1 protein-coding gene is annotated in these 626 nt (G+C 72.5%); it reads right to left on the reverse strand.

All coding sequences use genetic code 11. The features are described from left to right. Positions 1-22 precede the first annotated feature (22 nt). Positions 23-626: 2-C-methyl-D-erythritol 4-phosphate cytidylyltransferase (gene ispD / locus DBR34_RS20285; RefSeq protein WP_258224200.1), on the reverse strand; the 604-nt coding region annotated here is incomplete at its 5' end.

Genomic DNA, 626 nt, shown 5'->3' on the forward strand with positions numbered 1-626 from the left:
AGTTGTGGCGACGCGCGCGGGCTCAGTACCCGCGACGCGCCAGCTCGAATTCGAATCGGGACAGATCGGCCGGGGTGGTGACCTTGAAGTTGTCCTCGCTGCCTTCCACCAGCAACGGGCGCAGTCCCTGCCGCTCCATCGCCATGGCATCGTCGGTGACCTCCACGCCGGCGTCGGCCGCCTCCTGCAGGGCCCGTGCCAGCTGGTGGCGGCGGAACAGCTGCGGGGTCAGCGCGCGCCACAGGCGTGCACGCGGCTCGGTGGCGTCGATGCCGCCGTCGTCGCCGGCACGCTTGAGGGTGTCGCGCACCGGTGCGGCCAGGATCGCCCCGACCGGATCATTGCGCCCCACTTCCAGCAGCCGGCCGAGGTCGGCGGCAGCCAGGTTGGGCCGTGCGGCGTCATGCACCAGCACGAAATCATCGGCCCGCACGCTCTCGGGCAAGGCCTGCAGGCCGGCCAGCACCGAGGCGGCGCGGGTGGCGCCACCGATGCAGGTCAGGATCGGCTTGTCGGCCAGCGACTGCCAGCCCGGCCAGTCGGTGTCGCCGTCGGCGACCACCACCATCACCCCGGCCACGACCGGGTGCGACAGCAGGGCCCCCAGGGTATGGGCCAGCAGCACC

This window comes from Stenotrophomonas sp. HMWF003 (assembly GCF_003061285.1).
In the GTDB taxonomy this organism is placed as follows: Bacteria; Pseudomonadota; Gammaproteobacteria; order Xanthomonadales; family Xanthomonadaceae; genus Stenotrophomonas; species Stenotrophomonas maltophilia_AP.